Here is a 17,195-nt window from a genome sequence, read left to right on the forward strand (position 1 = left end):
GGGGGCGATGCGGGCGGTGCCCCTGGCGGCATGAGATGGGTGAAACCCGAGGGAAAACACTGATTCAAATTCGGTGGCTGAATGGCGGTGATTTTGAGTGCCACACCGGAATCATTGGTGAAATCTTCTGCAGAAAATCCATTGATATTGCCGCCATTGACAATTTGCGCAACGAGCAATGGCCGTGTCTCGCCCGCCGGGTTGGTAAAGCTGCCCGTCAATTGGGCACGCAGATCGGGGCTGTGCCACAGCGTGGCGCACACGATGGCGCTGGTGCACAGCGCCATGAAGAGCGCCCGGTGCTGCCGGTTGCGCAGCACCAGCCAGGCGGCCATGGCCAGCCCTATGGCAAGGGCCAACAGACTCCAAGGGTTGTCCACCGGAATCGCGGTTGCCGCGACGGCGGCAGCCGGAGCGACCGTGATGCTCTGGGCATTGGCGGCCATTGGGAATGAATGGGCGGCAATGGCGGCGACAACGGCGGGGGCAATGGAGATCTGCTTCATGGGTGAATGCCAGGGAGTGATCGGAAAATGAAATTTAAAGTAAGTTTTTTGGAGTATGTCTATTTGTATCTATCGATATCGAGGAATCGTTATGCTGCGACTTCTCAATGACCGTGAAATCGCTATCAATTTGATGCATTTGCAAAGGCCGCCAATGTGCTCGCTGTGCCTCTGTGGAGCAGGTGCGAATGGAGAGCATTGGCAAGGTCTTTTCCGGGAATTCAGAAAAGGCAAAAAAAAGCCCGTGACCGGCTTGCGGATCACGGGCTTTGGGCGGCAGCGCCCTGAAAGGCACTGCGGCGAATGCGGTTTTACTGCTGCTTGACCGCTTCGATGGACATCACCAGGCGCACTTGCTTGGGGAAGCCATAGTCCACGCCGTAGTTCACGCCGAAGGCGGTGCGGTCGATCACGGCTTCGAAGTCGCCACCGCAGGTCTCACGCTTTTGCAGCATGGCGTTGGGGTAGCAGGTGAACTTGTTGGCCTTGATGGTCACGGGCTGGGTCTTGTCCAGGATGGTCAGGTGGCCGGTGACTTCCTTGAGCTTGTCGCCGTCGAAGACGAACTTGTCGGAGACGAACTTGGCCTGGGGGAACTTGGCCACGTTGAAGATGTCGGCGCTCTTGAGGTGCTTGTCGAAGGCGGCGGTGCCCGAGCTCAGCGATTCCATTTCCAGCACGACTTCGACCTTGCCGGCCTTGGCGTCACGGTCGAATTCCACGGTACCGCTCTTCTTGTCGAAGCGCACGCGGTTGGTCGAGGCGCCGTTGTGGTCGATCTCGAACGTGGCGAAGGTGTGCGTCGGGTCGATGGCGTAGGTTGCGGGAGCAGCCTGGACAGCGGTGGCGAACAGGCCGGCAATGGCCAGGGCAAACACGGAAGTGCGCATGAAAGAACTCCTAGGTTGGGGTTGCACGAAACGGGAAAGAAAATGGCCGATCTTGGGCAGGGACGCGGCTTACAGCTTGCCCACGCCGGTCAGTGCCAGCTTGAACTGCACCTGCACCTCGTCGGCCACCATGGAGGTATCGCCCCATTCGCCTTCGCCGATCTTGAATTGCAGGCGCTTGAGCGGCAGCGTGCCGGTGGCCGTGGTCGTGGTGCCGGACTGTGCCAGTTGCACGGGAATGCTCACGTTCTGGACCTGGCCCTTGATGCTGAGCTTGCCGTCCACCTGGTACTTGCCGCCGCCCAGCGCCTTGACGGCGGTGGAGTCGAACACGGCCTGCGGGAATTTGGCGACGTTGAACCAATCCGCCTTGGGCAGTTCGGCGTCGGTTTCCTTGGCGCCCATGGTGGCGCTGCCGGTGTCCACGGTGAAGCGGATCTTGCTGGTGTCGGGCTTGGAGGTGTCGAACTGGACCTGGGCATCGAACTTCTTGAAGTGGCCCTGCAGGGGCACGCCCATCTGCTTGGCCGTGAAGTTCACGGCGCTCTGTGCGGGCACGAGCTTTTGCTCGGCCAGTGCCGCTTGGGAAGCCAGGGCCGCAGCGGCCAGGGCGATGGTGGTCAGCGTGGAGGAAAAGCGCATGGCGAGACTCCTAGGGGTCGGGAAAATCCGGTCAGGGGGTGGCTGGGGCCGGATGTACACCGGCCCTGGCTGGCGAGAGGTTGGCGAAAGGTTCAGGCGCGGCCCGGCAGCATGCGGGAGATCAGGCCGTCGCGGTCGATGAACTGGTGCTTGAGGGCGGCGCCCACATGCATGGCAATCAGCACGACCAGGGCCCAGGCCGCCCAGCCGTGCAGGGGCTTGAGGGTTTCCGCCAGTTCGGGGCTGGCGCTCACGAAGTCAGGCAGGGGCAGCATGCCGAGGAAGACGATGGGAAAGCCGGCCGCCGAGCTGTAGGCCCAGCCCAGCAGGGGCACGGCGAAGAACAGCAGGTACATGGCGTGGTGGGTGCCGTTGTGGGCCCAGTGCTGCCATTGCGGCATGGCGTGGGCCACGGCGGGCGGCAGCTCGGGCGGGCGGTGGGTGACGCGCCAGAGCAGGCGCAGCAGGCTCAGCGACAAAAGCGTGACGCCCAGCCACTTGTGCCAGTTGTACAGCTTCAGGCGCGAGGGGGAGAACGGCAGGCCAGTCATGTACCAGCCCAGGCCCAGGGCGGCGATCAGGCCCAGTGCCAGCACCCAGTGGGCGGCCATGGCCACGCCGGTATAGCGCGTGGCTCTGGAGGAGGATTTTGCTGGCGCGTTGGCGCGGGCTGAGGACTCTGTCATGGATGGCGGCAGGCTTTGGAACCGTTCAGGGCCCCTGTGAAGGGGCCCTGGATGGCAAAAAGGGTGCGGTGCGCTCTGCGAGAACTTCGTGCACTGCGGACAACGTGCAGTGTAGGAAGCGGCAAATCCAAAAGAGTTCAGCGGTATTGACGGCTCAATTCAAAAAAGATGAAGGCCGCAGCACCGGTGGTACCCGCAGCACCCGCAGCACCCGCACTACGCGCGGGCTGCGGGAGTTCAGGGCCGGGCGGGATCGGCGGGCAGCATGACCACGGCCTGCGCCGCCTGCTTCCAGGCGGCTGCGGCTGCGTCGGCATCGCCCCGGTGCTCGGCCATCAGGGCCAGGCGCTGCCAGGCACGGGTGCGCAGTGCGCTTTCCTGCAGATGGGGCGCAGCGCGCAGCAGCAGTTGCTGGGCCTTGCCCCAGAGCTGGCGCTGCACGCAGGCCATGCCGGCCAGGTATTGCAGGCGGGGTTCGCGCGGATGGCTGTTGGTGGCCGCCTCGATGCGTGCCAGCCAGGTGCCATCCAGGCCGTCCAGGCAGGGCTCCAGCACCTGGACCAGGCGCGGCAGATGCGATTCGCTGCGCGGGCCGGCATGGGACAGCAGGCGTTCCCACACGGGCAGCAGCCAGGCGCGGGCCTGCGCGGCCTCGCCGCCCAGGGCCATGAGGCGCGATGCGGCCGGCAGCGCGATCTCGGGCATGGCACGTTCCTCACCGTCCAGCGACAGCCAGAAGTGCTGCAGCTGCGTGGTGTCGCGTGCCTCGTTGATGCTCTCCAGCACCAGGCCGCGCACCACGCTGGCGGCGGCCGCTGGCGAGAAGGCGCGGTGCTTGGCCAGCAGGCGCGCCGTGTCCAGCGCCGTCGATGTCTGGCCGGCCAGGCGCGAGGCCTTCAGGCGGATGCGCAGCGCAATCGTGCGGCGTGCCGCGCCCTGGGGCAGTTCGGCCAGGCGGCGCAGCGCATCAGCTGCGTCGCGGTCGTCCAGGGCCCAGCGCGCGGCGCGCATCTGGGCGCCTTCGCGCATTTCCTGCTCCTGGGCATTGCCCTGGGCCGGTGCATTGGCCAGGACTTCGCGCCAGTGGTGGTCACGCTGCGGGCTGTCCTGCAGGGCGTGGGAGGCATCGGCGGCCACCATGTGGGCGGCTGCACGCAGCCGCGTGCCGTGTGGCACGGCGGCATGGGCCTCGGCCAGGGACTCCTCCATCGCCAGGGCGGCCAGTGCCGACTTGCGTGCGCGCAGGAAGCGGCCGGCCTGCTGGTGCGACAGGGCTTCCAGCAGGCTGTGGTGCATGGCGCGCTCTTTTTGCTGGCTGCGCCAGCGCCGTGCCTGGTGCGGCATCTGCAGCAGCGCGGCCAGGGCGCGCAGCGCGGCATACAGCAGCACGAAGGCCAGCACGATGATGGCAATGGCCAGGTTCAGGGACAGGTCCAGCCGGTAGGGCGCCCAGAACAGGGTCACCGTGCCCTGGTTGGAGCCCGCGAACAAGGCGGCCGCAACGGCCATGCCGAACAAACCGATCAACCACAGTGCAGCGCGCATTCGTCTGTCTCCCGGCTGCTCAGCGGCCTGCGGCGGCTGTTGCCAGCGCCGCCAGGGTTTCCTGCAGCGCCGGCTGTTCGGTGGTGCGCAGATTGGCCTGGATCTGCTGCAGCTGGGCCTGCACGATCTGGGTGCGGCGCGCGGCAGGATCGAAGTATTTGTTCACGGCCATGCCCGAGGCGGCCAGGTCGGCACGCGCCGCATCCCACTGGCGCGACAGCAGGGCCAGGCGCGAGTTCAGCAGCTTGAGCTTGAGGTTCTCGCGCAGGAAATAGGCCTGCTCGGGCGCCAGCAAGATGGCGTCCGGGTGGTCGATGCGGCTGACGCGCAGCAGGTCCTGGGCCTCTTCGCGCACGGCCGTCCAGCCGCGCTCACCCCAGGACTGCCACCAGCTCCACTCGGTGGGGCTGCCCTCGATGGGGGCAGGCTCGGGCTGGCGGGCCGCCTGGCCGGCCACGCCGCGATGGCGGCTGGCGCGTGGCTGGGCCACGGCGTTGAGCAGGGGCATCTCGTCGACCAGGCGTACCAGGTCTTCGATGCGGGTGAGCAGGCCGGCAGTGTCGGTCACGCTCATGCGGGCCAGCCGCTCCAGGTCGCGGTCCAGCGCCCGCATCACGGGAGCCAGACGGGGCTGTGCGGCGCGCTCTATGCGTTGGCGGGCGTTCTTGAGCGTGGCCACCAGCGGCTGCAGGCTGCCGGACAGCTCGGCCTGCTGCTGGGCCAGGCGGATGGAGGAATCTATGTCCACCACCAGGTTCTCGTCGCGCGAGCGCGACATGCTTTGCAGGAGTTCGTCGAGCTGCGTGCGCTGCAGCGACAGCTCGGCAATGCGCGCTTCCATCACCGAGGTGCGCGCCGCGCTGTCGCGGGCCAGGTCCTGGGCGTCGCGCGCCAGGGTGCGGGCCTCGACCGACTGGGAGCCGGACTGCGCTGACTGGCGGGCCAATTGTTCCTGGATATTGCCCAGGCGCTGCCAGAGCATGCCGCAGGCAATGAGCGCCGCCACGGCCACGGCGCCCACGCCCAGGACCAGGGCAGAGGAGCCGCTGCGCAGGTCTGCAGCGGGGCTGCTTTGGGCGGAGCCGGCAGCGAATGCTGCGGCGGAGGCTGGGGGCGTCAGGTCCTGCGGGGTGGGGCGGTCTTGCGCTGCGTCGGAACTCATGGCGTCGATTCTATCGACGCAACCACGTCCTCCAGAGCCGGCCGACATTGCTTGACATATCCGAATCCCAGTTGTTTGGCCTGGGCGGCGATTCGCTCGTGCGTAGCAAGCGCTCGCGCCTTTTGCCACGGTTGGCCCGGCAGGAGCTGTTGCAGGTTGGCAACGGATTCGGCGCTGCTGAGCAGCCAGAGCGAGCCATCTTCGGCCGCCTGGCGTGCCAGTGCCGTCTGGGCTGCATCCCAGGCAGGCAGTTCGCGCTGGTAGACGGCCAGCATTTCGACCTGGGCGCCTGCCTCGCGCAGTCGGGCGGCCAGCCAATCGCGGCCGGCGCCTGCCGTGGCCGGCACGGTCCTGGGCGCTCCTGCCTGGCTGTCGCCGCGCACGATGAGCACGCGGTCGCCCGGATGGATCTGGTCATGCACGCGCTGCCATAGCGTTTCGGATTCGAACTGGGCGGCGTCCGGTGGCGGGCCGTCGATCTGTGCTGGCGCAATGCCCAGGGCCAGCAGCGCCTGGGCCGTGCCGGGGCCGGGCGTCCATGCGCGGGTGGAGGCCGCAAGCCGTGCGGGGGCGGTGCCGAAGAAATGCTGGACGGCATTGCCGCTGACGAACATCACGGCGCGGTAGCCCGGGCCTTCGCGCAGCGCGTTGCGGGCGGCCTGCAAGGCCTGTTGCGTGGCCGCATCGCGGCAGGGGCCTATGGCCATCAGCGCCAGCGGCTGGGCCGGAAGGCCCCGGGCCTGCAGCGCATCCACCCACGCGGCTGCGTCATGGGCCGGGCGGGTGACGAGTATGCGCGGTGGCATGTGGGCGTGCCGTCTAGAGCTTGGGGGCCGGTTGGGCGCCGGCCGCCTGCAGCAGCGCAGCCACGTGCTGGCCCAGCGCGTCTGCGCTGGCGAAGTCGGTGACGGTGGCGTCGGCGTGCACCTGCACCAGCGGCAGCCGGCCTTCCGGGTCTCCCCAGGCTGCGTCCAGGCGCAGTTGCTGGCCGTCGAATGTGCCGTGTGCCGCCAGCGGCATGGAGCAGCTGCCGCCCATGCAGCGGCTGACGGCGCGCTCGGCGGTCACGGTCAGCCAGGTGGTCTGGTGGGCCAGCGGGGCCAGCGCGTCGATCAGGTCCTGGCGGTCGGCGCGCACCTCGATGCCCAGCGCGCCCTGGCCTGCGGCCGGCAGCATGCCGGTGGGCGCGAACCTGGCGCGGATGCGGTCGGCCAGGCCCAGGCGCATCAGGCCTGCGGCGGCCAGCACGATGGCGTCGTAGTGGCCTTCGTCCAGCTTGCGCAGGCGGGTGTTCACGTTGCCGCGCAGCGGCTCTATCTTCAGATCGGGGCGCAGGGCCTGCAGCAGTGCCTGGCGGCGCAGGCTCGATGTGCCGACGACGGCGCCCTGCGGCAGCTCGGCCAGCGTGGCGTAGCGATTGGAGACAAAGGCGTCGCGAGGGTCCTCGCGCTCCATCACGCAGGCCAGCACAAAGCCTTCGGGCAGCTCCATGGGCACGTCCTTGAGCGAGTGCACGGCGATGTGGGCGCGTCCTTCTTCCAGCGCCACTTCCAGCTCCTTGACGAACAGGCCCTTGCCGCCGACCTTGGACAGCGTGCGGTCCAGGATCTGGTCGCCCTTGGTGGTCATGCCCAGCAATTCCACCTGATGCCCCGGGCGCGCAGCAGCGCCTGGACATGCTCGGCCTGCCACAGTGCCAGCTGGCTCTCGCGCGTGGCGATCACGATGGAGTGGGGGAGAAGTGGTTTGGTGTTCATCAGGTGCCTCGGGGGGAGCGCGGGATGCTAGCATGCTGCGCCGCAGTAAACCCGGCACCAGGACCGAAGCCCAAGCAAACCGATACGCTGACCGATTCCAGGAGATTCGTTGATGGCCACCGCCCCCCGCAAGAGCAATGCGCGAGATGACAGGCGTGATGACAAGCCTGTCCGCAAGACGGACAAGGACCTGCCGCTGATCGAGGACATACGCCTGCTGGGGCGCATTCTGGGCGATGTGATCCGCGAGCAGGAAGGCGTGGCGGCCTTCGAGCTGATCGAGCAGGTGCGCCAGCTGTCGGTGACCTTCCGCCGCGATGCCGACGAGACCGCCGACCGCGCGCTCAAGCGTCTGCTCAAGGGCCTGACGACGGACCAGACGGTGAGCGTGATCCGCGCCTTCACCTATTTCAGCCATCTGGCCAACCTCGCCGAGGATCGCCACCACATCCGCCGCCGCGCCGTGCACGAGCGCGCGGGCAACACCCAGGAAGGCAGCATCGAAGTGGCGCTGGCGCGCCTGCGCTGGGCCGGCATCTCGGCCGGTACCGTGGCGCAGACGCTGGCCAAGAGCTATGTGGCGCCCGTGCTCACGGCCCACCCCACGGAAGTGCAGCGCCAGAGCATTCTGGTGGCCGAGCGCGACATCTCCCAACTGCTGGCCGCACGCGAGGACATCGTGGCCCGCGCCCAGCTGTACAACAGCGCCAAGGACGCGCTCACCCCGCGCGAGCTGGAACGCAACGAGGCCCAGCTGCGCGCCCGTGTCAGCCAGCTGTGGCAGACACGCCTGCTGCGCTACTCCAAGCTCACCGTGGCCGACGAGATCGAAAACGCGCTGTCCTATTACGAAGCCACCTTTCTGCGCGAGATCCCCAAGCTGTATGCGCAACTGGAGCAGGAGCTGGGCAACACCCTGCCCGTGCACAGCTTCCTGCGCATGGGCCACTGGATCGGCGGCGACCGTGACGGCAACCCCAATGTCACGGCCCAGAGCCTGGAGCTGGCGCTGTCACGCCAGGCCGACGTGGCCCTGCGCCACTATCTGCGCGAGGTGCACTACCTGGGCGGCGAGCTGTCGCTGTCCCAGCGCCTGACCGATGTGTCCACCGAGATGCAGGCGCTGGCAGAGCGCTCGCCCGACACCAACGAGCACCGCTCCGACGAGCCCTACCGCCGCGCGCTCACCGGCATCTACGCGCGCCTGGCGGCCACGCTCAAGGGGCTGACGGGCGGCGAGGCCGCGCGCCACGCCGTGGCGCCGCAGAACGCCTATGCCTCGCCCGAGGAGTTCCTGGCCGACCTGCGCGTCATCGATGATTCCCTGAGCCGCAACCACGGCGAGGTGCTGGCGCCCCAGCGTCTGCGCCCGCTGATGCGCGCCGTGCAGGTCTTCGGTTTCCACCTGGCCACGGTGGACCTGCGCCAAAGCTCGGACAAGCATGAGGAAGTGGTGGCCGAGCTGCTGGCTGCCGCGCGCCTGGAGCCCGACTACTCGGGCCTGCAGGAAGACGCCAAGTGCGCCCTGCTGGTGCGCCTGCTGGAAGAGGCGCGGCCGCTGCGCGTGGTGGGCGCCGACTATTCCGAGCATGCGCGCGGCGAACTGGCCATCTTCGAGACCGCGCGCCGCCTGCGCGCGGCCCTGGGCGCCGAGGCCATACGCCACTGCATCATCAGCCACACCGAGTCGGTCAGCGACCTGCTGGAAGTGCTGCTGCTGCAAAAGGAGGCCGGGCTGCTGCGCGGCACGCTGGACGACGGCGCCATCTGCGATGTGATCGTCGTGCCGCTGTTCGAGACCATTGGCGACCTGCGCAGCGCCTCGCCCATCATGCGCCGCTACTTCCAGCTGCCCGGCGTGGCGGCCATGGTGCAGCGCAGCGGCGGCGAGCAGGACATCATGCTGGGCTACAGCGACAGCAACAAGGACGGCGGCATCTTCACCAGCAACTGGGAGCTGTACCGCGCCGAGATCTCGCTGGTCGAGCTGTTCGACGAGCTGGCCGACAGCCATGGCATCAGCCTGCGCATGTTCCATGGCCGCGGCGGCACCGTGGGCCGGGGCGGCGGCCCCAGCTACCAGGCCATCCTGGCCCAGCCCCCGGGCACGGTGCGTGGCCAGATCCGCCTGACCGAGCAGGGCGAGGTCATCGCCTCCAAGTACGCCAACCCCGAGATCGGCCGGCGCAACCTGGAGACCCTGGTGGCCGCCACGCTGGAGGCCACGCTGCTGCAGCCGACCAAGCCGGCCACGCGCGCCTTCCTGGATGCGGCGGCCTTCCTGTCCGACGCCAGCATGGGCGCCTACCGCGCCCTGGTGTACGAGACCCCCGGCTTCACCAGCTACTTCTTCAGCAGCACGCCCATCCGCGAGATTGCCGAGCTGAACATCGGCTCGCGCCCGGCCTCGCGCAAGCCCTCGCAGAAGATCGAGGACCTGCGCGCCATTCCCTGGGGCTTCAGCTGGGGCCAGTGCCGGCTCACGTTGCCGGGCTGGTACGGCTTTGGCGCCGCGGTCAAGGCCTTCATCGACCAGCCGGGCAAGGATGGCAAGGCCCAGCTGGCCCTGCTGCAGAAGATGTACCGCCAGTGGCCGTTCTTCCGTACCCTGCTGTCCAACATGGACATGGTGCTGGCCAAGAGCGACCTGAACCTGGCCTCGCGCTATGCCGACCTGGTGCCGGACGCGCGCCTGCGCCGCCGTATCTTCAGCGCCATCGAGGCCGAGTGGCATAGCACCGTCGATGCGCTGGCGCGCATCACGGGCGACAAGCAGCGCCTGGCCCACAACGAAGCGCTGGCGCGCTCCATCCGCCATCGCTTCCCCTACATCGATCCGCTGCACCATCTGCAGGTGGAGCTGGTGCGCCGCTGGCGCGCTGGCCAGACCGATGAGCGCATCAAGACCGGCATCCACCTGTCCATCAACGGCATCGCGGCCGGGGTGCGCAACACGGGCTGATCCTGCTCTCTGGAGGCCGCAACAGCCCTTTGCGGCCGGCGTTGTACGATGTGCTCCGGACAGGAGCGCCTGACTTCTGCCGGGAAGAAAAGGGTGGGAGCCATGGGCAACAAGAGGTCACGGGCCGGCTTTCCGGACGTGCAACTGTTCCTGACACAGCGCCTGGCCAGGCTGGCCGGCGCCAACTCCATGCGGGCCATACGCGAGGGCCTGCTCTGGCTGGTTCCCTGTCTGCTGGTCTCGGCCCTGTTCCTCATCCTGTCGGCGCTGGCGCAGATGTCCGGCCAGCCCGAACCCGTGGTGCGGGTGCTTGCGGGCCTGCACGCGGAGATCGGCAGCATCCTGCCGCTGCTGGTGGCCGCATCCATCGGCTACATGCTCTCCATACGCCACCGGCTGCCGCGCCTGCCGGTGACCTTTCTGTGCTTCGCGCATGTGCAGATGGCCATCTATCTGCTGAGCGAGCATCCGCGCGCGGCGGCCACCCTGGTGCTGTTCATCTCCATAGCCTCCCCCCTGATCACCGTGCCCCTGATGGCGCGCCTGAGCCGGCTGCGCTGGACGCGCATCGCGCGCACCGGCTTCGTGAGCGAGAACGTGCGCGAGGTCATGAACCTCGTCGTTCCCGGCGCCCTTGTCGCCGTGCTGCTCGTGCTGCTGCTGCTGGGCCTGCAACAGGTGCTGCCGGATATCACGCGGGCCGAACTGCCGCTGGCCATCGCGGGCCCCGAGAACCCCTACCGCAGCGGGCTGACGCTGGCACTGCTCAATTCCGTGCTCTGGTTCTTCGGCGTCCAGGGCTACTACGCCATGCAGCCCTTCTTCCAGGTGCTGGACCAGGCGGTGGTGGCCAATGCCGCCGCGATGGCGCAGGGGCTGCAGGCGCCCTGGGCGCTCAGCGGCGGGCTGATGGGCTCCTTCGTCTTCATCGGCGGCTCCGGCGCAACGCTGTCGCTGGCGCTGGCCGTGCTGCTGTTTTGCCGGGGGCGGGGCCTGCGCGTGCTGGCGCTGGCGGCGCTGCCCATCTCCTTGCTCAACGTCAACGAGATCCTGCTGTTCGGGCTGCCGATCATCCTGAACCTGCGCCTGCTCGTGCCGTTTCTCGCGGTACCCGCCATCAACCTGGTCGTGGCCGTCACGGTGGTGCAGGCCGGCTGGGTGGCACCGGCCTCCATGGTGCTGCCGCTGACTGCGCCCGTGGTCTTCAATGCCTATGTGAGCACGGGCGGGGACATGGCGGCCGTGGTGCTGCAACTGGCATTGACGGCCCTGGGAGCGCTGATCTATGCGCCCTACGTGCGGGCCATCGACCGGCTGGGCCAGGACGACGGTGCCATCGTGCTGCACGCGCTGGACACCACGTTCTCGCGCCTGCCCGAAGAGGCCGGCCTGATCGTGCGCGATCCGCTGGTGCAGGCGCACCAGGCGCAGGCCCGGCGCGAGACCATGCTGGCGCATATCCGTCGCATCAGCGAGTACGAGTTTCACCTGGAATTCCAGCCCCAGGTCTCGCACCGCAGCGGCCTGTGCCTGGGCTGCGAGGCCCTGCTGCGCGCGCGGGACGCGCAGGGCCGCTTGCAGCAGCCCGGCAGTTTCCTGCGCTGGCTGGCCGATGCGGGGCTGATGCGCGAGGTGGACCTGTGGGTGGCGGGCGCTGCCGTGCGCCAGAGCCGGCACTGGCGCCAGGAGGGCTTTGCTATGCCGATCAGCATCAATGTGTCGGGTGCCACGTTGACCTCGCCCGAGCACTGCTCGCGCCTGATGCTGCTGCTGGCCCAGGCCAAGGGGCAGGTCGGCGTGGAGATCACGGAGGAAGAAATGGTGGGCGACGTGGAGGCGATCCGCCGCGCCATAGGGCAGATCCATGCGCTGGGCGCCAAGGTGTCCATCGATGACTTCGGCACCGGCTTCTCGTCCATGAGCTACCTGCACCAGTTCGATGTGGATGCCATCAAGATCGACCGCAGCTTCGTCGTGGCCAGCGGCCATGCCAAGGGCGAGCTGGTGCTGGACGGCCTGCTGCGCTTTTGCGAGGCGCTGCAGCTGAACGTGGTGGCCGAGGGCGTGGAGACCGAGGCGCAGTTGCAGTCCCTGGGCTTCGAGGGCGATCTGCTGGTGCAGGGCTGGTACTTCAGCCGCGCCCTGCCGGGCGAGAAACTGCCGCAGTTCGCCAGGGACTGCGCCGCCAGGGCAGGCGGGACGGTCTAGATTCCTGGATTCCTGTGGCGGCATCGCGGGTGCGATGCGCAGTGCAGATCATCAGTGCAGCATCAGCGAGCCGGCGCTCTTGCTCTTGCCGGCGCGTGCGGGCGGATTGCACAGGCCGCACTGGTAGTGGCGCTCGTTCTCGTAGGGCTCGGTCACGAACTGGCCCTTGCACACCGTGCACTGGGTGCGGGTCAGCATCTGCGCGTCGACGAACTTCACCAGGCGCCATGCGCGGGTGAAGGACAGCAGCGCTTCCAGTTCGGCGGCCTGGATCTGCTCGGTATAGAGACGGTAGGCCTTGGTCAATTGTTCAACGGCATCCAGCTCGGCGCCCTTGGACAGGTATTCGTAGATATTCAGGAACAGCGAACTGTGGATGTTCTCCTGCCAGGTCAGGAACCAGTCGGTCGAGAACGGCAGCTGGCCCTTGGAAGGCGACTTGCCGGCGATCTCCTTGTACAGGCGGATCAGGCGCTCGTAGGACAGCGTGGTCTCGGATTCGAGCACCTGCATGCGTGCACCCATTTCGATGAGCATGGCGGCGCGCTCGATCTGCTTGGACTCGTTCAGGACACTTTTGGCGGGGGTGGACATGGCGGGCTCCAGAGTTCTTCAGGCGGATCAGAGGACTTCGGAGACGCGGCTGGCCATCAGGATGTTGGCGTGCAGCGTGTTGGTCGCACCGTTGCCGATCTTGTTGCTGCTGTGGTTGGTCAGCAAGCTCCAGACCATTTCGTCGTCCACCCGGAAGCTGGCGAGCAAGGTGTTGCGCGAGGCCAGCTTCAGCACCTGGGCTGCCGACAGTGCGGCCAGCAGGTCGCACGATTCTTCGTTCAGTCCCAGGCGGAACACCGCTTCGGCCTTGTCCTGGCGGATCAGGGTCTGGGCCAGCATCAGGTAAGTGAGGTTGGCTTCGCGGATTTCGGCAAGCAGCTGTTCATTGTTCATAGGACCATCCTTTGCATCTCGGCAGCCGCAACGCCCGGGTAGAAACAAGATGTTCAACCTGTTGCGATCTGTTGAGATGGATTGTGGAGGAGGGCCCTTCGCCGTTGAAGTCGGGGCAGGTCTGCGCCGGATGTCTGGTTGTGAGACGGCGTTTGTAAGATTTACCTTACACCTGTAGCAAGGTTTGGATGACTCGATTTCGCTCAGGCCCCGCCGTCTGGGGGCTTGGGAGCAGGCCGCTGCAGTGGTGTTGTTGCATGTCGGCCTTTTGACACAGTGCTGTCATTGTGCAGCCTCCCCAAGGGGAGGCATAAGCCGAATTAGCCGCGCTCCACCGGCCTCTTCGGGTCACTGCACCACTCGCTCCAGCTGCCCGCGAACAGCCTTGCAGGCGGCAGCCCCGCAATGCGCATCGCCAGCAGGTTGGGCAGCGCGCTCACGCCGCTGCCGCACTGGTGCACCACGCTGGCCGGATCGCGGCCTGCCAGCAGCTGTTCGAACTCCGCGCGCAGCAGGGCGGCAGGCTTGAAGCGGCCGTCGGCGGCGATGTTCTCGGTGAAGGGCCGGTTGAGTGCGCCCGGGATGTGGCCGGCCACAGGGTCCAGCGGCTCGACCTCCCCGCGGTAGCGGGCGGGGGCGCGTGCATCGACCACGGTCTGGCCTGCGCTGCCCAGTGCATCGAGCACCTGCTGCGCCGTTGCCAGTTGCTGCAGCGGCTCGCGCAGCTCGAAGTTGGACTGGAAGCGCGCGCTTTCCTCGCCCGATGCCACAGGCTGGCCTGCGGCCTGCCAGGCCTGGAGACCTCCATCGAGCACGGCCACATCGCCATGGCCGGCCCATTGCAGCATCCACCACAGGCGCCCGCAGTGGTTGGCACCATTGCGGTCATAGACCACGGCCTGCATGTCGTTGGAAAAACCGATGCTGGACAGCCACACGGCAAAGCGTTCGCGGTTGGGCAGCGGATGGCGGCCGCCCGAGGCGGCCTGCTCGCTGGCCGCCACGCTGCCATGGGCGCCGGGCACGCCATGCTTGGCACTGAGGTCATGGTCCAGGTCGGCGAAGACGGCGCCTGGAATATGCGCCTGCAGGTACTGGGCCTTGCCGGCCGCAGGCTGGGTCAGGTCGAAGCTGCAGTCGAAGACCATCAGCGGACGGCCGCTGGCCTGCAGCGCGGCCAGCTCCTGGACGGAGATCAGGGTCTGGTGGGTCTGGTAGGGGGTGTTGGAAGTCATGGATGCGGAACTCCGAAGGCCTGTGCAGGCGGTGGTGCGCCTGCGGCAAAAGATCCGATCCATTATGCGACGGCCCCAGGCGGGCCGGCGGCGTCAGCCGCGCGAACGCAGGGCCGTGGCCAGGGCGCCGCTGGCCACGATCAGGCCAATGCCGGCCCAGCCGATCAGCGGCACGCTTTCGCCGAACATCGCCAAGCTCAGCAGGGCCGCGAAGACGATGCCCGAATACTGCAGGTTGGCCACGACCAGGGTGTTGCGGCTGTTGCTGGCCGAGGCGTAGGCCGCCGTCATGCAGACCTGGGCCACGGCGGCCAGCACGCCCACGGGCAGCAGCCACAGCGCGCGCCAGCCCGGCCAGACGGACACGCCCGTAAAGCACATGGCCAGGGCGCCGGCCACGGCCGAGCCCAGTGCGAAATAGAAGACCACGCGCGCCTCGGGCTCGCCCATGCGCGACAGCGTGGCCACCTGCATATAGGCCATGGCGGCGAACACCCCGCCGATCAGGCCGCCCGCGCTGGCCACGAATTCCTGCGGCGCCGCGCTGGGGCGCAGCACCAGGATCACGCCCACGAAGCCCAGGGCCACGGTGGCGACCAGGCTCCAGGGAAACGGCGGCAGCGCGCGCAGCGCATGCGATTCGGGTTGGCGGCGCAGCTGGTGGCGCAGCAGCAGGCCCTGGCCGATCAGAAAGACCGCCATCCAGATGCTGCTCATGGAGTTGAAGGTGGCGGCCGTGGCCAGCGGCAGATGGCCGATGGAGTAGAACCAGGCGCCCATGGAAGTCACGCCCACGAAGCTGCGCCAGGCATGCTCGCGCGGATAGCGCGTGGCCAGCGAGATTCCCTGGTGGCGCGCCAGCCACCACAGCGCCACCATGCTGACCAGCCCGCGGTAGAAGACGATTTCCGCCGCGTTGAAATCCTGGGAGGCGAACTTCACACACACACTCATGACCGCAAAAACGAATGCGGCCGCCACCATCCACAGGGCTTGCATATAAATGACCGGATAGAGCCGCACAAGGGCCGCGGCGCTGGACGAGAAAAGGGTTGGGTTTTGTTTTTGGCGCATGCCGCCTGGCTGCGTACGGCCCAGGGCCGTGGCAGGGACACGCGCAAGGAACTGTATTGCATAAGCCAAGACATTGGACTTGCCTCGGGATGCATTGCCGCCGCCAGCCCTGCCCATTGGGCACATCAGGGCGCTTGCATTCAGAGGAGCTGTGCAGTTGGCCTGCCGCTCAATACTGACGGCCCGCTGCAAGCGGCCCGATGCAGACGGCCTAATGCAGACGGCCTAATGCAGACGGCCCGCACGAATGCGGGCCGTCGGGAGAGCCGGAGCAGATCAGCGTGCGGGGACTGCGTCACCCATCACGCCGCGATACCACTCATGGAAGTGCTGCATGCCGTCTTCCATGGGGCTCTGGTAGGGGCCGACCTCGTTGTCGCCGCGCTCGTACAAGGCCCTGCGGCCGGCGTCCATGCGCTCGCCGATCTCGTCGTCCTCGATGCAGGTCTCCATGTAGGCGGCCTTTTGCGCCTGCACGAATTCGGGCTCGAAGGCCGCGATCTCCTCGGGGTAGTAGAACTCGACCACGTTCAGCGTCCGGTCCACCGCCAGCGGGTGCAGGGTCGAGACCGTGAGCACGTGCGGATACCACTCCACCATGATGTGCGGGTAGTAGGTCAGCCAGATCGCGCCGCGTTCGGGCAGCTCGCCGTTGCGGTAGGCCAGCAGCACGTCGTGCCACTTCCTGTAGGTGTCCGAGCCGGGCTGGGCAAAGCCGGGCGCCACGCCCACGGTCTGCACCGAGTACTCCTTGGCAAACTCCCACTGCAGGTCGTCGCAGGTCACGAAGTTGCCCAGGCCCGGGTGGAAGGGGCCCACGTGGTAGTCCTCGAGGTAGACCTCGATGAAGGTCTTCCAGTTGTAGTTGCACTCGTGCATCTCGACATGGTCGAGCACGAAACCCTCGAAGCTCAGCTGCTCGCGCAGCTTCATGCCGGCCAGGTCGGACTCGATGTCGCGGCCGTTGTCCTCGAACAGCAGGCCGTTCCACTCGCGCAGCCGGTAGTTGTTCAGGTTCAGGCAGGGATCGTGGCTGAAGTGCGGTGCGCCCAGCAGCTCGCCGCTGGTGCTGTAGGTCCAGCGGTGCAGCGGGCAGACGATGTTGCCCCCCGCATGGCCCTTGCCTTCGGTCATCAGATTGCCCCGGCCCTTGAGCATCACGGCCTGGCGGTGGCGGCAGACGTTGGAGATCAGCTCCACCTGCCCCCTGGCGTTGCGCACCAGAGCTCGGCCTTCCTTTTCCTGGGGCAGGGCGTAGTAGTCGCCTATCTCGGGAACGGCCAGTTGGTGGCCCACGTAGCGCGGGCCGCGTTGAAAGATGGTCTCCAACTCGCGCTGGAACAACGCAGGGTCGAAGTAACTGGAAACTGGTAGTTGGCTTGCGGCCTGCTGCAGTTGAAGACTTAAATCAGACATGGGTGACCTGACCTAAAGACTCCCCACAGGGAGGGTGCGCGTGCGCACGGGATTGGAAAAAGCAAAACCGGCCGTTCCTGGACATGGAGGCAGGCTTCACGACGTGAAAAGAAGCGGCGCCCGAGGCGCTGTCTCTTGTCGATGAGCCCGACCGTATGCCCAGG

14 protein-coding genes and 2 pseudogenes are annotated in these 17,195 nt (G+C 67.3%); 3 read left to right on the top strand and 13 right to left on the bottom strand.

Annotation, left to right across the window (positions count from 1 at the left end):
- Window positions 1–2: 2 nt before the first annotated feature.
- Window positions 3–506 (bottom strand): annotated as a pseudogene (locus tag BO996_RS30040) (midcut-by-XrtH protein); the annotation flags it as partial.
- Between the two features lie 91 nt (window positions 507–597).
- Here BO996_RS30040 and BO996_RS28945 point away from each other — a divergent pair.
- A complete protein-coding gene (locus BO996_RS28945; RefSeq protein WP_156897931.1) occupies window positions 598–831 on the top strand; it encodes a hypothetical protein in 234 nt (77 codons plus the stop codon).
- Here the strand turns inward: BO996_RS28945 and BO996_RS10465 are convergent.
- The 7 genes and pseudogenes from BO996_RS10465 to hemC all read right to left on the bottom strand — a co-directional run bounded on the left by BO996_RS10465 (window position 818) and on the right by hemC (window position 7,188).
- Window positions 818–1,396, bottom strand: a complete 579-nt coding sequence (locus BO996_RS10465) for a YceI family protein (RefSeq protein WP_012204149.1) — start codon at window positions 1,394–1,396, stop codon at window positions 818–820. The two genes, BO996_RS28945 and BO996_RS10465, sit on opposite strands and share 14 nt — an antisense overlap.
- Window positions 1,397–1,465: 69 nt before the next feature.
- Window positions 1,466–2,038 (bottom strand): YceI family protein, encoded by a 573-nt coding sequence (locus BO996_RS10470; protein ID WP_071954685.1) that lies wholly within the window; start codon window positions 2,036–2,038, stop codon window positions 1,466–1,468.
- Between the two features lie 92 nt (window positions 2,039–2,130).
- Entirely contained in the window at window positions 2,131–2,724 is a 594-nt protein-coding gene (locus BO996_RS10475) for a cytochrome b (protein ID WP_071954686.1), read from the bottom strand.
- A 237-nt stretch (window positions 2,725–2,961) separates the two neighbouring features.
- Complete coding sequence (locus BO996_RS10480; RefSeq protein ID WP_012204152.1) at window positions 2,962–4,269, bottom strand: heme biosynthesis HemY N-terminal domain-containing protein; 1,308 nt, start codon at window positions 4,267–4,269, stop codon at window positions 2,962–2,964.
- A 19-nt stretch (window positions 4,270–4,288) separates the two neighbouring features.
- Window positions 4,289–5,431 (bottom strand): uroporphyrinogen-III C-methyltransferase, encoded by a 1,143-nt coding sequence (locus BO996_RS10485; protein WP_012204153.1) that lies wholly within the window; start codon window positions 5,429–5,431, stop codon window positions 4,289–4,291.
- On the bottom strand, window positions 5,428–6,237 hold the full coding sequence (locus tag BO996_RS10490; RefSeq protein ID WP_071954687.1) for a uroporphyrinogen-III synthase: 810 nt from the start codon (window positions 6,235–6,237) through the stop codon (window positions 5,428–5,430). The genes BO996_RS10485 and BO996_RS10490 overlap by 4 nt, the downstream gene beginning before the upstream one ends.
- 13 nt (window positions 6,238–6,250) lie before the next feature.
- Window positions 6,251–7,188, bottom strand: a pseudogene (hemC, locus tag BO996_RS10495) (hydroxymethylbilane synthase).
- Between the two features lie 112 nt (window positions 7,189–7,300).
- Here hemC and ppc point away from each other — a divergent pair.
- Window positions 7,301–10,150 carry a phosphoenolpyruvate carboxylase gene (gene ppc, locus BO996_RS10500; RefSeq protein ID WP_013803627.1) on the top strand — a complete coding sequence of 950 codons (2,850 nt, stop codon included), beginning with the start codon at window positions 7,301–7,303 and terminating at the stop codon, window positions 10,148–10,150.
- A gap of 102 nt (window positions 10,151–10,252) precedes the next feature.
- Window positions 10,253–12,358 (top strand): PTS sugar transporter subunit IIC/EAL domain-containing protein, encoded by a 2,106-nt coding sequence (locus tag BO996_RS10505; protein ID WP_071954688.1) that lies wholly within the window; start codon window positions 10,253–10,255, stop codon window positions 12,356–12,358.
- Window positions 12,359–12,409: 51 nt separating this feature from the next.
- On the opposite strand, the gene flhC is transcribed toward BO996_RS10505, so the two are convergent.
- From flhC to BO996_RS10530, 5 genes are all read right to left on the bottom strand, one after another.
- Window positions 12,410–12,952, bottom strand: a complete 543-nt coding sequence (gene flhC / locus BO996_RS10510) for a flagellar transcriptional regulator FlhC (protein ID WP_012204158.1) — start codon at window positions 12,950–12,952, stop codon at window positions 12,410–12,412.
- 27 nt (window positions 12,953–12,979) lie between these two features.
- Window positions 12,980–13,306, bottom strand: a complete 327-nt coding sequence (gene flhD, locus BO996_RS10515) for a flagellar transcriptional regulator FlhD (protein ID WP_012204159.1) — start codon at window positions 13,304–13,306, stop codon at window positions 12,980–12,982.
- A gap of 320 nt (window positions 13,307–13,626) precedes the next feature.
- Window positions 13,627–14,541: a sulfurtransferase gene (locus BO996_RS10520; RefSeq protein WP_071954689.1), complete on the bottom strand. Its 915-nt coding sequence runs from the start codon at window positions 14,539–14,541 to the stop codon at window positions 13,627–13,629.
- A gap of 93 nt (window positions 14,542–14,634) precedes the next feature.
- Window positions 14,635–15,540: a DMT family transporter gene (locus tag BO996_RS10525; protein ID WP_063326876.1), complete on the bottom strand. Its 906-nt coding sequence runs from the start codon at window positions 15,538–15,540 to the stop codon at window positions 14,635–14,637.
- A 351-nt stretch (window positions 15,541–15,891) separates the two neighbouring features.
- Window positions 15,892–17,031, bottom strand: a complete 1,140-nt coding sequence (locus BO996_RS10530; RefSeq protein ID WP_012204162.1) for an aromatic ring-hydroxylating oxygenase subunit alpha — start codon at window positions 17,029–17,031, stop codon at window positions 15,892–15,894.
- Between the last annotated feature and the right edge of the window lie 164 nt (window positions 17,032–17,195).

The organism is Delftia sp. HK171, from assembly GCF_001886655.1.
In the GTDB taxonomy this organism is placed as follows: Bacteria; Pseudomonadota; Gammaproteobacteria; order Burkholderiales; family Burkholderiaceae_C; genus Comamonas; species Comamonas acidovorans.